The following is a 14,693-nucleotide window of genomic DNA, read 5'->3' on the forward strand; positions in this document are numbered from 1 at the left end:
CAGCCCGGAAGCGGTGATAAAGCCGCTGATCACCGAATGGCTGAGCAGGTTGGCGACCCAGCCCAGGCGCAGCAGCCCCATGGCGATCAGGAAGGCGCCGGACAGCAGCGCCAGTATCACGGTGGCGGCCAGGTAGGCGCCGCTGTCGCCGCCGGCCACCTGACCGGCGGCGGCCGCCGTCATCAGCGACACCACCGCCACCGGGCCCACCGCCAGGGTGCGGCTGGAGCCGAACAGCGCATAGCCGATCAGCGGCAGAATACTGGCGTACAGGCCCATCTGCGCCGGCACCCCGGCAAGCAGCGCATAGGCCAGGCTCTGCGGGATCAGCATCAAGGTGACGATCAGCGCCGCCATGCCGTCGGCGGCGGCGTCGCCGGGCCGGTAGCCTTTCAGCCAGGGGGCCAGGGTCAGCCGGTGAGCCATTCACGGCCTTTCAGCATCAGGTCGAAGTAGATGCGCGGCATGGCTTTGGTTTTCAGCCACCAGTAGCTGCTGCGCGCCTTGGTCGGATCCAGCGGAAAGCTGGGTTGCAGCGCCCCCTGATAGCCGAATTCAGCGAGGATCACCTTGCCCTTTTCCACCGTCAGCGGGCAGGCACCGTAACCCTGATAGCGGCCGCCCATGGGCTTGCCGTCCAGGGTGGCGAGCAGATTGGCGGCGACCACCGGCGCCTGTTTGCGCACCGCCGCAGCGGTTTTGGCGTTGCCGGTGCCGCTGGCGTCGCCGATGGCGAACACGTTCTCGAAACGGTTATGGCGCAGGGTGTCGGGATCCGCGTCCAGCCAGCCGGCGTCGTTGGCCAGGGCGCTGTCTCGCACGCAGCGCGGCGCCCGCTGCGGCGGCGTGACATGCAGCATGTCGAAGGCTTCTTCGCGCTCCTGGCGGTTGCCGTCCGCATCGGTGTCCACGAACCAGGCTTTACGGGCGCCGGCGTCCACCGCTTTCAGGGTGCTGTTGAAGTTCAGCCCCACCTGATAGCGGCGCATGTATTCCATCAGCGGCGGCACGAAGGTTTCCACCCCGAACAGTACGCCGCCGGCGTTGTGGAACCGCACGTCGATATTGCTCAAGCGATGCTGTCTGCGCCAGTGGTCACAGGACAGATAGAGCGCCTTCTGCGGCGCGCCGGCGCATTTGATCGGCATCGGCGGTTGTGTGAACAGGGCGCGGCCCTGGCGCAGGTCGCGTACGCACTGCCAGGTGTAGGGCGCGTATTCGAACAGGTAATTGGAGGTGACGCCGTTGCGGCCCAGCCCGTCGCGCAGACCCTCCACGCCGTCCAGATGCAGCTCCAGGCCCGGGGCGGCCACCAGCATGCGGTAGCTGACCCGGCCGCCGTCGTCCAGCACCACCTGATTCTGTTCCGGCACGAAGGCTTCCACCCGTGACTGGATCCACTTCACGCCCCGGGGCATCACCGAGGCCATCGGCCGGGCGGTGTCGGCGGGGTCGAAGGCGCCGCCGCCCACCAGGGTCCAGGCGGGCTGGTAGTAATGGGTGTCGGCGGGCTCGATCACCGCGATGCTCAGCGACGGCCGGCGTTTGAGCAGGCTGGCGGCGGCCGCCAGACCGCCGGCACCACCGCCCACCACCAGCACGTCCCAGGTGGTGGCCGCGGAATGGCCGGGTTGCGGCTGTGCCCCGGGGCCGGCCCGCCAGCGTTGTTGCAGACGCGCTTCCTGCTTGCTCAGGTCATAGCCGGCCTGGTCGGCGGTGGCGATCAGCGTTTCCGGGTCGGTGCGCGTGCTTTCCGACAGCGCCCACAGTGAGCTGCTGCGGTTGCCGGTGCGGCAAAACGCCAGCACCGGGCCCCGCGCCTGCTGCATCAGCCCGGCGAACCCCATGACGTCGGTGTCACGGATATCGCCGGGCGTCACCGGCAGGTGGTAATAGGCCAGCCCGGCGGCGCGGGCCGCCTGCTTCAGCGCGTCGCTGGTGGGCTGGTCGTCACCCTCACCGTCCGGGCGGTTGTTGATGACGGTGTGGAAACCCTGCCGGGCGATGTCCTCCAGCTGGCCGGGCTGGATTTGCCCGGCCACGGCCAGGTTGGGCGATAGGCGTTTGTAGTCCGACATCGGCTGCTCCTCAAAGACGGTTCAACGGAATTTTCATGTACTGCACGCCGTTGTCCTCCGGCGGCGGCAAATGTCCGGCGCGCATGTTCACCTGTACCGAAGGCAGAATCAGGCGTGGCATGCCAAGGGTGGCGTCGCGCTCTTCGCGCATGGCGACGAATTGCGCCTCGCTGATGCCCTCGTGCACATGGATGTTGTGACGGCGCTGCTCGCCGATGGTGGTCTGCCAGCAGAACCGGTCACGTCCTTCCGGCAGGTAGTCATGGCAAAGGAATACGCGGGTCTCGTCGGGCAGCGCCAGCAGCTTGCGGATCGAGCGGTACAGGGTGCGCGCGTCGCCGCCGGGAAAGTCGCAACGGGCGGTGCCGTAGTCGGGCATGAACAGGGTGTCGCCGACAAAGAGGGCGTCGCCGATCAGATGGCTCATGCAGGCGGGCGTATGGCCGGGGGTGTGCAGGGCGCTGGCCTGCAATTCGCCGACCTGGTAGCGGTCGCCGTCATGGAACAGGTGATCGAACTGGCTGCCGTCGCGGGCGAAGTCGGTGCCGGCGTTGAACACTTTGCCGAAGGTGTGCTGGACGGTGCGGATGTGGTCGCCGATGGCGAGCTTGCCGCCCACCTGCTCCTGCAGCCAGGGGGCGGCGGATAGATGGTCGGCGTGCACATGGGTTTCCAGCAGCCAGTCCACGGTCAGGTTCTGGGCGCGCACGAAGTCCACCAGCTTTTGCGCGCCGGCGTAGCTGGTGTGCCCGGAGGCGGCGTCATAGTCGAGCACCGAATCCACCAGCGCGCAGCGTCGACTTTGCGGGTCGATAACCACATAGCTGACGGTATTGGTGACCGGATCGAAAAAACTCTCTACCTGCGGGATGCCGGCGGCGGACGGGGACATGAAACCTCCTGAACGGAAAAAACAGCCGGGCGTGCGTCGCGCCCGGCTTCCGTTATAGGTTGGCCAGGAGGTTCTGTCAAATTAGATTATAAGCTTATTCCTAAACGGTATATAACGTCAGCATCAGAATGACTCCAGCAACCCCCGGGCCCGGCGGCCCCGGCCCAGCACCACGAACGCCAGCGCCAGCAGCAGGGTGGGCCAGACGCCGGCCAGCATAAACGGGGTCTCGCCCTGGCGCGGCTGGTACTCGCTGACCAGCACGTCGCGCTCGAACTGGGGCAGCCGCTCCACCACCTTACCGTGGTGGTCAACCACCGCGGTGATGCCGTTATTGGTGCCGCGCAGCAGCCAGCGGCCGGTTTCCAGGGCGCGCAGCCGGGTCATCTGAAAGTGCTGGTGGGGCCCCGCCGAGGTGCCGAACCAGGCGTCGTTGCTGATCGTCAGCAGCACGTCGGCGCTGCCGGTGCGGCTCGCCACCAGCTCCGGGTAAAGGATCTCGTAGCAGATGAAGGGCGCGATCTCATGGCTCAGGGCATACAGATTGGGCTGGCGCGGACTGCCCGGCGTGAAGCTCGACATGGGCAGGTCGAAAAACGGGATCAGCCCGCGAATCAGACCCTGCAGCGGCACGTACTCGCCGAACGGCACCAGCTTCTGCTTGTGGTAGACGCCGTCCTCGCTGTCCGTGCCCACCACCGCGATGCTGTTGTGGTAGGTGGTCGGGGTGCGGCTTTCATCGCGCCACGGCAGGCCGCTGATTAGCGCGCCGCCTTTGGCCGCCACCGCTTCGCCCTGGTCGTCCACGAAGTCGTCGATGTCCTGGTAGAACTCGATCATCGCCGATTCCGGCCACACCACCAGGGTGCCCTCCGGCAGACCCTCGGTAAGGCCGGCGTAGATCTCGCGGGTTTCCTTGCGCATGGTGGCCAGCCATTTCAGATCCTGGGGCACATTGCCCTGCACCAGCGCCACCTGCTGCCGCTCGCCTTCGGCGTGGGTGAAGCTGAATTGGCCGGCCACCACCCCGGCCACGATCAGCGCCAGGGACAGCACCAGCGGGCCGGTGCCCCGGCCCCGGCGCAGCACCAGCTCCACCGCCGTGGCGGGCAGGATCACCGCCGCCAGGGTCATCAGCCAGATGCCCCCCAGCGGCGCCAGCCCGGCCAGCGGCGTGTCGATCAGCGCGTAGCCGCCATACAACCAGGGGAAGCCGGTGAGCAGCCAGCCGCGCAACCAGTCCGCCAGCACCCAGGCGCCGGCGAACATCAGCCCGCCGCCCCTGAACCGGCGGGTCAGCCAGAACGCCGCGCCATAGAACAACGCCAGCAGCGCGGCGAAGGCGGCGGTGGCCGGCACCGCCATCCACAGCGGCATATAGCCGTAGTCGGTCATCGACACCTGCAGCCAGGCCACGCCGAACCCGAACATGCCCAGGCCATAGACCCAGCCGCCCAGCAGTGCCGCCTTGGCGGACGGGGCGCTGGCCTGCACCCAGTAGGCCAGCGCCACGCTGACCAGCAACAACGGCCACAGGCCGTAGGGAGCGAACGCCAAGGGGAACAGCAGGCCGGCGATCAGGGCCAGAAACAGATTGCGCATAAGCAGGGTCACGATTGCAAAAAAGACAAAAGGAGGCCGGGTAGGCGAAGCCTTGTTATACGCAAGTTGGCGCCGGCAATCCATGGCGCGCGACCGCCGGGGGGCTCGGCGGACGCCATGGCGGGCGTCAGCGGCGCCGGATCAGCCGTCGGAGGTGTCGCCGTCGGCGTCCAGCGGCGCCACCCGCAGCAGGCGGATGGTGCGGCCGTCGGCGCTGAGCACGGTGAAGCGCAGGTTGCCCATATCCACGGATTCTTCCCGCTGGGGCAGGTGGCCGAAGGCCTGCATCACCAGGCCGCCGATGGTGTCGAATTCATCGTCGCGGTACTGGGTTTTGAAGTGCTCGTTGAATTCGTCGATGGGGGTGATCGCCTTGACCGTGAAGTCATCGCCTTCCAGATCCTTGATCAGGTAGTCGTCGTCATCGATGTCGTGTTCGTCCTCGATCTCGCCGACGATCTGTTCCAGCACGTCCTCGATGGTCACCAGGCCGGCCACGCCGCCGTATTCGTTGACCACGATGGCCATGTGATTCTTGGTGATGCGGAATTCGCGCAGCAGCGAATCCAGCCGTTTGGATTCCGGCACCACCATCGCCGAGCGCACATGGTCCTTGATCACGAAGCGCTCCATGCGCGCCGGCTCCAGGATCAGCGCCAGCAGGTCCTTGGCGAGCAGGATGCCGATGATCTCGTCCGGGTCGTCGCCGAGCACCGGGAAGCGGCTGTGGGCGCAGTCGATGATGGTGGGCAGAAAGTCGCGCGGGTCGTCGGAGGCGCGGATGCTGACCATCTGTGAGCGGGGAATCAGAATTTCGCGCACCTGCATCTCACTGACGCAGATGGCGCCTTCGATGATGCCCAGGGTGTCGCCGTCAATAATGTCGCTGTCGCGCATGGAGCGCATCAGGTCCAGCAGCTCGTCCCGGGACCCGGGGGTGGAGGTGAAGAACTGGCCGACGCGCTCCAGCCAACTTCGGCTGGTGCCATTATCGGAATAGTCGTCCGACATTAGAGATGCAACTCCTTGCTTGAATGGGAAACGGTGTAGGGATCGGGGTAACCCTGCTCGGCCAGGGCACGGATTTCCAGGGCTTCCATCACGTCCGCGTCGTCATCATCGATGTGGTCAAAGCCGAGCAGGTGCAGCACGCCGTGGGTGACCATGTGCGCCCAGTGGGCGTCCAGCGGTTTGTGCTGTTCGGCGGCTTCGCGGCGCACCACCGGGGCGCTGATCACGATGTCGCCGAGCAGCGGCGCGCAGGCGTCCTCGGGCAGGCCTTCCGGCATTTCGAAAGGAAAGGACAGCACATTGGTGGGCTTGTCCTTGCCCCGGTATTCCCGGTTCAGGGTCTGGATTTCCGCGTCGTCCACCACCCGCAGGGTGATATCGCCGACCACGCCGCCGGCCACCGCCACGGCTTTCACGGCCCAGGCGCGTAAGTCGGCTTCGTCGGGGGCGTCCGGGGCGTCGCTGGCCCACTGGACTTCAACGTTGGGGGTCGGTATCCCGCTCATGACGGTCGTAGGCCTCTACTATGCGTTGCACCAGCGGGTGGCGGACCACGTCGCGGCTGTCGAAACGGGTGACGCCGATTTCCTGTTCGCCGGCGAGCACCTCCAGGGCATTGACCAGCCCGGATTTCTGATGGCGCGGCAGGTCCACCTGGGTGACGTCGCCGGTGATCACCGCCTTGGAGCCGAAGCCGATGCGGGTCAGGAACATCTTCATCTGTTCCGGGGTGGTGTTCTGCGCCTCGTCGAGGATCACGAAGCTGTTGTTCAGGGTGCGCCCGCGCATATAGGCGAGCGGCGCCACTTCGATCACCAGCCGGTCCATCAGCTTGGCCACTTTCTCGAAGCCGAGCATTTCATAGAGGGCGTCGTAGAGCGGCCGCAGGTAGGGGTCGATCTTTTCCGCCAGGTCGCCGGGCAGGAAGCCCAGCTTTTCGCCGGCCTCCACCGCCGGGCGCACCAGCAGGATGCGCTGTACCTCGGACTTCTCCAGGGCGTCCACCGCGCAGGCCACCGCCAGCCAGGTTTTGCCGGTGCCCGCCGGGCCGATGCCGAAATTGATGTCGAAGCGGCGGATCGTTTTCACGTACTCGCGCTGGTGACCGCCGCGCGGCTTGATGCGCACGCGCTTGGTGCGGATCACCACGTCGTCGCTGGGGAACGCCACCGTGTTGTCGACTTTCTCGGACAGCTCCGACTGCTGCAGATGCAGGTGCACCATTTCCGGGGTCAGGTCCTCGGTGTCGGCGGTCTGGGCGTAGAGGTCGTTGAGCACCGTGGACGCGGCCTGCACCGCCCGCGAGTCGCCGGACAGGTGAAACAGGTTGCCGCGGTTGCGGATATCCACCTGCAGGCGGTCGGCGATCTGCTTGATATGCTCGTCGAGACGGCCGCACAGGCTGGCCAGACGGCGGGAGTCGTAGGGTTCAAGACTGACTTGCTGGGAAGCGGCTGGTGTGTCCAAGTTGGGAGAGATGGCCCCTGGGGCAGTTGGCGATGAATTCAGAATACTCTCAAGGGCCCCGCTGGGGAACCCTCTCAGCCGGCACTCTAGCCCGGCCCCCGGCGTCGGGGCAAGCGCCGTGGCCGGGTTGTCGGACAGGGCCGCTCAGGCGGGTGCCACGCGCGGGCCCAGATCGCCGTCACAGGTGACCGTCTGCAGGCTGCGCGGCAGCAGGTAAAGGGTCTCGTCGCGGCCCGGCGCCAGGGCCGCCCAGGTGTCCCGGTCCAGCTCCACTTCCAGCACGCCGGCGCCCCAGCCGCGCGGCTCCAGCTCCAGGGTGACGGTGCCGCCGAACACGCTGCGCGCCGCCAGTTTCACCGGCAGGTGGGCGTGCTCGACCGGGGCCTTGGCCAGGGTCGCCTCGTGGGGGCGCAGGTACAGGGTCAGGGCGCCGTCCGGGCAAGCGCCGTGGGTGTCCAGGCGCAGGCGCGCCTCGCCGGACTGCCAGACGGCGCCGTCGTAGAGGCCCTCCAGGGCGTTGATATGGCCCAGGAAGTCGAACACGAAGCGGCTGGCCGGCTGTTCGTAGACGGTCAGCGGGCTGCCGATCTGCTCGATATGCCCCTGGCTCATCACCACCACCTGGTCGGACACTTCCATGGCCTCTTCCTGGTCGTGGGTGACGAAGATGCTGGTTACCGAAATCTGCTCATGCAGGTGGCGCAGCCAGCGGCGCAGCTCCTTGCGCACCTTGGCGTCCAGGGCGCCGAAGGGCTCGTCGAGCAGCAGCACCTCCGGTTCCAGGGCCAGGGCGCGGGCCAGCGCCACGCGCTGCTTCTGGCCGCCGGACAGCTGCGCCGGGTAGCGCCCGGCCATGGTGTCCATCTGCACCAGTTCCAGCAGCTCACGGACCCGGGCGCGCACCGCGTCGCGGCCGGGGCGCTCACCGCGCGGCAGCATGCGCAGCCCGAAGGCGACGTTGTCGGCCACGGTCAGGTGGCGGAACAGCGCGTACTGCTGGAATACGAAGCCCACTTTGCGGCGGCGCACGTCCAGGGTGGTGACGTCGCGCTCGTTGAACAGCACCCGGCCCCGGTCCGGTTTTTCCAGGCCGGCGATGATGCGCAACAGGGTGGTCTTGCCGGAGCCGGACGGGCCCAGCAGACCCACCAGCTCGCCCTGGGGCACGTTCAGGGAAATGTCATCCAGTGCGGCGAAGCCGCCGAACGTCTTGCGGATGCCGTCAACGCGGATGCTCATGTCAGGGTCTCCTCGGCGGCGTTCAGTTTGCTGCTCTGGCGCCATTCCAGCACGGTTTTCAGAAGCAGGGTGACCAGCGCCATGGCCCCCAGCAGGCCGGCGGCGGTGAAGGCGCCGACGGTGTTGTAGTCCTCGTTGAGCATCTGGATCAGCAGCGGCAGGGTCAGCGTCTCGCCGCGGATCAGGCCGGACACCACGCTCACCGCGCCGAATTCACCCACCGCCCGGGCGTTGGTGAGCACCACGCCGTACAGCAGCGCCCAGCGGATTCTCGGCAGTGTCACGTACCAGAACGCCTGCCAGCCGGAGGCGCCCAGCAGGATCGCCGCTTCCTCTTCCTCGGTGCCCTGGGACTGCATCAGCGGAATCAGCACCCGGGCCACGTAGGGGCAGGTCACGAACACGGTGACCATCACCATGCCCGGCAGCGCGAACATCAACTGCACGTCGAAGCGGTCGTCCAGCCACTGCCCGACCAGGCCCTGGCCGCCGTACACCACCAGATAGCAGAGGCCGGCGACCACTGGCGACATGGCGAACGGAATGTCGATCAGGGTGCTGAGCAGCTTGCGGCCGCGGAACTCGTAGCGGGTCACGCACCAGGCCAGCAGCACGCCGAACACCAGATTCACCGGCACCGTGATCAGCGCCACGATCACGGTGAGCTGGATGGCGCCGATCATGTCGTCGCTGGTCAGGTTGTCCACCACCATGCCGGCGCCCTGGGCGAAGGCCTCGGCGAAGATCACCACCAGCGGCAACACCAGCAACACCACCACGGCGGCGAACGCGGCGGCGACCAGCGTCCATTGGTGCCATTTGTGGGGCCGGTTTGCGGAGGACATGGGTGGTGGGCTCCTTACGGTGTTTGTGGGAGGTGATGATTCTATATTCCGTAACGGCAAAATAAAGCGCTCATTTATATCCTTTCGCCATGCCGTTAGATCGCGGGACTCTCCCGGCGCGTACAAATCGTTACGTTTCGCTACATCCGGGCCGTCCCGGGGCGGGTATCCCCTTACGGGATCTCGATTCCCGGTTCGGGCGACCTCCGGCCGCCCCCTTCATGATGAAGCAAGGAGAGAGAGCATGAACTTGAATACCAATGGTCTTTACTGGCTGTCGCCGCTGGCGCTGGCCGTGACCCTGGCCGCCTGCGGTGGCAACGGCGGCAGCAGTTTCGTCCCGGATAACAACAACGGCGGCAATCAGGATTCGCCCCTGCTGGTGATGCACAACGGCGGCGGCAGCGTCGGCCAGATCGACCAGCTCGACAGCGGTCTGCGCGTTCAGTCCACCTTCAACGCCGACGCCAACGAAGGCATCGTGCTGGATCTGCTCGGTAACGTGCACGCCGCCGACGACACCGCGGTGCCCAGCAGCGTACAGACCCTGCACAAACTTCTCGACCGCCAGGACGGCGCCTCCCCGGTGGCCACCCTGGACCGCTCCTTCACCGCCACCGGCTCGTCCAATCTGAAAGGCGTGGCGATCGCCCATGAGGCCGGCCTGATCATGGCCGCCAACATCAACGGCAACAGCATCGAGATTTACGGCACCACCGCCGGCGCCGGCGCCACGCCGCTGGCCTCCACGGCCCTGGCCGGCGACGCCTGGGATCTGGCCTACGACGAAGACGCCGACCGGGTGTTCCTGGCCATGACCAACGGCACCATCCTGGTCGCCGACGACTATGTGGCGAACGGCTTCAGCGTGGCCGGCGCCCGTGTCATCACCCCGGACAGTGCCGGCATGACCTCCAACATGCACGGCATCGGCTACGACGCCGACAGCGACACCCTGGTGGTCACCGACGTGGGTGACGCCGCCATCGCCGACGACGGCCGCCTGTACGTGATCGAAAACGCCTCCACCGCCAACGGCACGGTGACCCCGGCCCGCACCGTCAACGGCCCGGACACCCTGCTGGGTAACCCGGTGGACCTGGTGCTCGACGGCAGCACCGCCTACATCGCGGAAAAATCCAACGACGCCATCCTGGTTTACCGCAGCGTGTTCAGCGGTCCGTCCGGCGACGTGGCTCCGGACAAGACGGTGGACAGCGTCAAGCCCGAGTCCCTGGCCGTGATCATGGACAGCCCGGTGCAGCCCGACCTGTCCGACCTGGAAGACACTTCCGTGACCATCAACGGCGTCATGGTGACCCGCAACCCGGACCCGGATAACGCCGACCCGGACGTGCTGGTCTATGACACCGACCTCACCGCCCAGAGCCGCGACTTCTCCGTCGGCCAGCCGGTGGAAAGCATCAGCGTCAACCAGACCGGCGACGCCTACGCCACCTACGACAGCGGCATCGCCGTGCTCAACCGGGTGGGCGTGGGCCGCGACGGTGAAAGCTTCAACATGAGCCGCGACCGTCTGATTTCCGGCGCCAACACCGGCCTGTCGGCGCCCAAGGGCTTTGATATCGCCGACGAGCTGGGCTGGGTGCTGGTCACCGAAAACAGCGCGCCGGGTTCAGTGCGCGTGTTCGGCGCCCAGGCCGACGGCGATGTGGCCCCGATCTTCAGCATCGACCTCACCGTGCAGCCCTGGGATCTGGACTACGACCCCGAAGGTGACCGCCTGTACGTGGCGCTTACCGACGGCACCGTGGCGGTTTATGACGATCTGAGCACCGACCGTGGCGCCGGCGGCGCCGACCGCACCATCGTCCCCGGGGAAGGCGGCAACGCCTTCGCGGCACCCACCAACCTGCACGGCATCGTGCACGTGGCGGACGGCGACAAGCTGATCCTGTCCGACGTGGGTAGCGGCGCCAACCCCACCGACGGCAAGCTGTACGTGTTGGATAACGCCTCCAGCGCCGACGGCATCACCAACGTGGCGGTGCGCATCGACGACGAGGACAACAACGCGGTCGGCAACACCATGCTCGGCAACCCGGTGGATATCGCCTTCGACGGCGCCAACCTCTATGTGGCTGAAAAGTCCCAGGGCATGGTGCTGCGTTTCGATAACATCCTCAGCTCCGCCGGCGGCGACGTCAGCCCGGACGAGTCCATCGCCCAGGCGGCGCCGGAATCCGTGGTCCTGATCGCCGACTACCTGGGCCGCGCGCCCGAATAAGCTGTACGTAGCTCCAAGGGAGCCGCCTTTGCGGCGGCGCCCTTCCAGGAGTGAGCAACAAAGCGTTCTACGAAGTCAGTTTTGTGGGAGCTTGCCTGCAAGCGAAAGGCCGGCAAAGCCGGCCGGCAGGATGCCAGAAGCGTTACTGACGGCAGTATCAACAGCGTCTCTGGGATCCTGCCGGGTGGCTGACGCCACCCTTTCGCGGGCGGGGCCCGCTCCCACAAGCCCGCTCCCACAGGGCGAAGCTCCTACAAAACTGGCTTCGTGGCCCGACATTGACACGGCCTTCTCGCGGCGCGATGGACCATCGCGTTTTATTCACATCGCGCCGGACATCCCATGGACGAGTCGAATCACCAACTGGAGCAAGCCACGGTTTTACTGCTGGCCTGTGCCCGAGGCGACGCCAAGGCGTTTCAACGGCTGTACCGTTTGGAGGCGCCACGGATGCTGGCGCTGGCGCGCCGGCTCAGCGGCGACCGGGAGCTGGCGGAAGAGGCGCTGCAGGATACGTTCGTGCAGGTGTGGCGTAACGCCGTCCGCTTCCATCCTGAAAAGGGCAGCGCCCGGGCCTGGTTGTACGCGCTGCTGCGCTACCGGCTGATCAATCAGCACCGCCGGGCGAAACGTGACGACGCCGAGGCGCTGCCGGGGGACGACTGGCCGGATCCCGGGCCCAACCCGGAGCAGTGCTCGATGCAGTCCGACCAGCGGCGCGCCATGCAGGAGTGCCTGCGCGGTTTGCAGGGCGACCGGCGCCGGCCGATATTGATGGCGTTCTATCAGGGTTTCACCTATGAGCAGATCGCCGAAACATTAGCGGTGCCCCTGGGCACCATCAAAAGCCGGGTTCGCACCGGGCTTAAAGGGCTTCAGGAGTGTCTGCGGCTATGATTCCCGATAACCAGGAAGAACAGCGTCTGCTGATCGCCGAGTATGTCCTCGGTCTGCACCGTGGCGAGCAGGCGGTGGAGATCGAGCGCTGGTTGGCGGAAGACGAGCAGGCCGCGCGGCAGGCGGCGTACTGGCGCGAACACTGGGTGGGCGCCGCCGAGCTGCTGGAGCCGGCGCGTCTGCCGCCCGGCCTGTGGCGGCGCCTGGCCCGCGAGACCGGCATCGCCGTGTCCTGGTGGCGCGGCCTGTGGCAGAGCACGCCCGCCTGGCGCTTCGCCAGCGCCGCCCTGCTGGTGGCCCTGGTGCTGGCGGTGGGCCCGCTGCGCCAGCCGGCCCCGGTGTACACCGTGGTGCTTCAGGCGCCGGGCGAAGCGGCCCAGCCGGGCTGGCGGATCACCGTGGCGGACAACGGCGACCTGCAACTGACGCCCCTGGCGCAGCAGACGGACTACCGCGCCGACCGCAGCGTGCAGTTCTGGACCCTGGAAAATAACGCCGAAGGCCCCCGCTCCCTGGGGCTGGTGGAGCCGGGCCGCAGCCTGGTGATCCCCGCCGAGCAGGTCGGCGGCGTGGAAAGCGGCCAGCTGTTCGAACTCACCCTGGAGCCGCCGGGCGGCTCACCGGAACCCCGGCCCACCGGCCCGGTGCTCTTTATCGGCCGCGCAGTCGCACTATAAAAAGCAGTTAAGAGTTAACAGTGAACAGTTAACAGTTAGGGGGGAGGCTGGTTGGCTTTCCCGCGGCCCGCGGCCCGCGGCCGGCACGGCCTGTTTTCGCGGGCACGGCGTCCACGCCCCACAGGCCCCTCCCGCGTAACTGTTAACTATTAACTATTCACTGTTAACTGTACTCAGCCGCCTTGCCAGCGGCGGATCAGCCGCCCCTGCACCATCTGGATGCCGAACAGCAGCACCAGGGAGGCGCCCAGGATCACCGAGGCCAGGGCGCTGGCGGCGGCGAAGTCGTACTCTTCCAGGCGGATGTTGACCAGCAGCGAGATGATCTCGGTTTCGAACGGCATGTTGCCGGCGATAAAGATCACCGCGCCGTACTCGCCCAGGCTGCGGGTGAACGCCAGGGCGGTGCCGGTGAGCAGCGCCGGCATCAACTGTGCCAGCACCACGCGGAAGAACGACGCCATGGGCGTGGCGCCCAGGGTGGCGGCCGCTTCTTCCACGTCCGGGGTCAGGTCTTCCAGCACCGGCTGTACCGCGCGCACCACGAACGGCAGGCTGGTGAAACTCATCGCGATCATGATGCCCAGCGGCGTGTAGGCCACCGGAATGCCGATCGCTTCGAACCACTGCCCCAGCCAGCCGTTGGCGGCGAACAGCGCCGACAGGGTGAGGCCGGCCACGGCGGTGGGCAGGGCGAAGGGCAGGTCCACCAGGGCGTCCATCACGCGGCGCCCGGGGAAGCGGTAGCGCACCAGCACCCAGGCCAGCAATAACCCCACCACCGCGTTGATGGCGCTGGCGCCGGCAGCGGCCAGCAGGGTGACCTTGAAACTGGCCAGGCTGCGCGGGTTGGTGATCACCGACCAGTAGCGGTCCCAGGTCATCTCGCTGACGTGCAGCACCAGCCCGGACAGCGGCACCAGGATCACCAGCGAAATAAACAGCACGCTCAGCGCGAAGCTGAGCGTGAAGCCGGGCAATACCGAGTGCCGGGTGCGCAGGATGGCCAAATCAGCGTCTCCGCGCCTGCGCCTGCAGTTCGTCGAGCACGCCGCCGGAGGCGAAGTGGGTGTCCTGGGCGTTCTGCCAGGAGCCGAAGTAGTCCTCCACCTTGAGCAGCTTCACCGGCGGGAACTGGTCTTCGGTGGCTTTCACCACTTCCGGGTGATGCACACGGTAGTTGAAGGTGGTCAGCAGCTCCTGGATCTCCTTGTCGTAGAGGTGTTCCAGGTAGGCGGTGGCCACCTCGCGGGTGCCGCGCTCGTCGACCACGTCGTCGACCACGCTGACCGGGAATTCCGCCAGTACCGAGGTCTTGGGCACCACCACCTCGTAGTCGCCGGTGCCGTACTCCTTGCGGATGTTGTTCACTTCCGACTCGAAGCTGATCAGCACGTCGCCGATCTCGCGCTCGGCGAAGGTGACGGTGGCGCTGCGGCCGCCGGAGTCGAACACCGCCACGTTGCCCAGGAAACGGGTCATGTAGTCGCGGATTTTTTGCTCGTCGCCGCCAAACTGCTCTTCCGCGGCCATCCAGGCGGCCAGATAGGTGTAGCGGCCGTTACCGGAGGTCTTGGGGTTGGGGAACACCACATCGACCCCGTCCTTGGCCAGATCGCCCCAGCCCTGGATGTCCTTGGGGTTGCCCTTGCGCACCAGGAAGGCGGTGGTGGAGTAGTACGGGCTGGCGTTGTTGGGCAGCCGCTGGTTCCAGTCCTCGGGAATCAGGTTGCCCTT

General features: G+C 66.8%; 14 protein-coding genes. 3 read left to right on the forward strand and 11 right to left on the reverse strand.

The window, feature by feature from the left end; all coding sequences use genetic code 11:
- The 9 genes from ACEQZD_RS12905 to cysW all read right to left on the reverse strand — a co-directional run.
- Positions 1-426 (reverse strand): SulP family inorganic anion transporter (locus tag ACEQZD_RS12905; protein ID WP_370185979.1); only part of this gene is annotated, 426 nt, incomplete at its 3' end.
- The gene (locus ACEQZD_RS12910; RefSeq protein WP_370185981.1) at positions 411-2,078 is read right to left on the reverse strand and encodes a TIGR01244 family sulfur transferase; all 1,668 of its coding nucleotides are present in this window, start codon (positions 2,076-2,078) and stop codon (positions 411-413) included. The genes ACEQZD_RS12905 and ACEQZD_RS12910, both read right to left, overlap by 16 nt.
- Positions 2,079-2,088: 10 nt before the next feature.
- Entirely contained in the window at positions 2,089-2,970 is an 882-nt protein-coding gene (locus ACEQZD_RS12915; RefSeq protein WP_142949561.1) for an MBL fold metallo-hydrolase, read from the reverse strand.
- Positions 2,971-3,093: 123 nt separating this feature from the next.
- Positions 3,094-4,572 (reverse strand): apolipoprotein N-acyltransferase, encoded by a 1,479-nt coding sequence (gene lnt / locus ACEQZD_RS12920; RefSeq protein WP_370185983.1) that lies wholly within the window; start codon positions 4,570-4,572, stop codon positions 3,094-3,096.
- Positions 4,573-4,713: 141 nt separating this feature from the next.
- Positions 4,714-5,583, reverse strand: a complete 870-nt coding sequence (locus tag ACEQZD_RS12925) for an HlyC/CorC family transporter (protein WP_370185984.1) — start codon at positions 5,581-5,583, stop codon at positions 4,714-4,716.
- A complete protein-coding gene (ybeY, locus tag ACEQZD_RS12930) occupies positions 5,583-6,089 on the reverse strand; it encodes an rRNA maturation RNase YbeY (protein WP_370185986.1) in 507 nt (168 codons plus the stop codon). Before ybeY ends, ACEQZD_RS12925 begins: the two co-directional genes overlap by 1 nt.
- Positions 6,061-7,050: a PhoH family protein gene (locus ACEQZD_RS12935; RefSeq protein WP_142949556.1), complete on the reverse strand. Its 990-nt coding sequence runs from the start codon at positions 7,048-7,050 to the stop codon at positions 6,061-6,063. Before ACEQZD_RS12935 ends, ybeY begins: the two co-directional genes overlap by 29 nt.
- A 144-nt stretch (positions 7,051-7,194) precedes the next feature.
- Complete coding sequence (locus ACEQZD_RS12940) at positions 7,195-8,289, reverse strand: sulfate/molybdate ABC transporter ATP-binding protein (protein WP_370185988.1); 1,095 nt, start codon at positions 8,287-8,289, stop codon at positions 7,195-7,197.
- Positions 8,286-9,134, reverse strand: coding sequence for a sulfate ABC transporter permease subunit CysW (gene cysW, locus ACEQZD_RS12945; RefSeq protein ID WP_142949554.1), 849 nt, complete (start codon positions 9,132-9,134; stop codon positions 8,286-8,288). The genes ACEQZD_RS12940 and cysW overlap by 4 nt, the downstream gene beginning before the upstream one ends.
- 244 nt (positions 9,135-9,378) lie before the next feature.
- Here cysW and ACEQZD_RS12950 point away from each other — a divergent pair, with 244 nt between their 5' ends.
- The 3 genes from ACEQZD_RS12950 to ACEQZD_RS12960 all read left to right on the forward strand — a co-directional run bounded on the left by ACEQZD_RS12950 (position 9,379) and on the right by ACEQZD_RS12960 (position 12,956).
- Complete coding sequence (locus ACEQZD_RS12950) at positions 9,379-11,382, forward strand: hypothetical protein (RefSeq protein ID WP_370185990.1); 2,004 nt, start codon at positions 9,379-9,381, stop codon at positions 11,380-11,382.
- Between the two features lie 342 nt (positions 11,383-11,724).
- Entirely contained in the window at positions 11,725-12,279 is a 555-nt protein-coding gene (locus tag ACEQZD_RS12955) for an RNA polymerase sigma factor (protein ID WP_370185992.1), read from the forward strand.
- Positions 12,276-12,956: an anti-sigma factor domain-containing protein gene (locus ACEQZD_RS12960; protein ID WP_370185994.1), complete on the forward strand. Its 681-nt coding sequence runs from the start codon at positions 12,276-12,278 to the stop codon at positions 12,954-12,956. Before ACEQZD_RS12955 ends, ACEQZD_RS12960 begins: the two co-directional genes overlap by 4 nt.
- Before the next feature lie 173 nt (positions 12,957-13,129).
- Here the strand turns inward: ACEQZD_RS12960 and cysT are convergent, their stop codons facing one another.
- Positions 13,130-13,960 carry a sulfate ABC transporter permease subunit CysT gene (cysT, locus tag ACEQZD_RS12965; RefSeq protein WP_255442593.1) on the reverse strand — a complete coding sequence of 277 codons (831 nt, stop codon included), beginning with the start codon at positions 13,958-13,960 and terminating at the stop codon, positions 13,130-13,132.
- A 7-nt stretch (positions 13,961-13,967) separates the two neighbouring features.
- Positions 13,968-14,693, reverse strand: a 726-nt coding sequence (cysP, locus tag ACEQZD_RS12970; protein WP_370185996.1) for a thiosulfate ABC transporter substrate-binding protein CysP, incomplete at its 5' end; no start/stop codon positions are given.

Source organism: Alloalcanivorax sp. (assembly GCF_964221125.1).
Classification (GTDB): Bacteria; Pseudomonadota; Gammaproteobacteria; order Pseudomonadales; family Alcanivoracaceae; genus Alloalcanivorax; species Alloalcanivorax venustensis.